The following is a 214-nucleotide window of genomic DNA, read 5'->3' as shown; positions in this document are numbered from 1 at the left end:
CGCTACAGTTTTGGGTGTGTGCGTTTTGTTCGGGTCTAACGATTTCAACATGTTACGGGTGATATGTCTTGGCACGATAATTGCTACGCTGTTTTGCATGCCGTATCTGCCCAGATATCATATTGTCTGCGACAATTCCGTTTTTCACGTAACATGGCAATGCCACAACAAAGACTGGCTACTGCGTTGGGGTTGGGCTAAAAAGCTCTACTAC

The sequence above is a fragment of the Deltaproteobacteria bacterium CG11_big_fil_rev_8_21_14_0_20_49_13 genome, assembly GCA_002796305.1.
GTDB lineage: Bacteria > UBA10199 > UBA10199.
The sequence above is the reverse complement of the archived record's forward strand: the minus strand, read 5'-3'. Positions refer to the sequence as shown.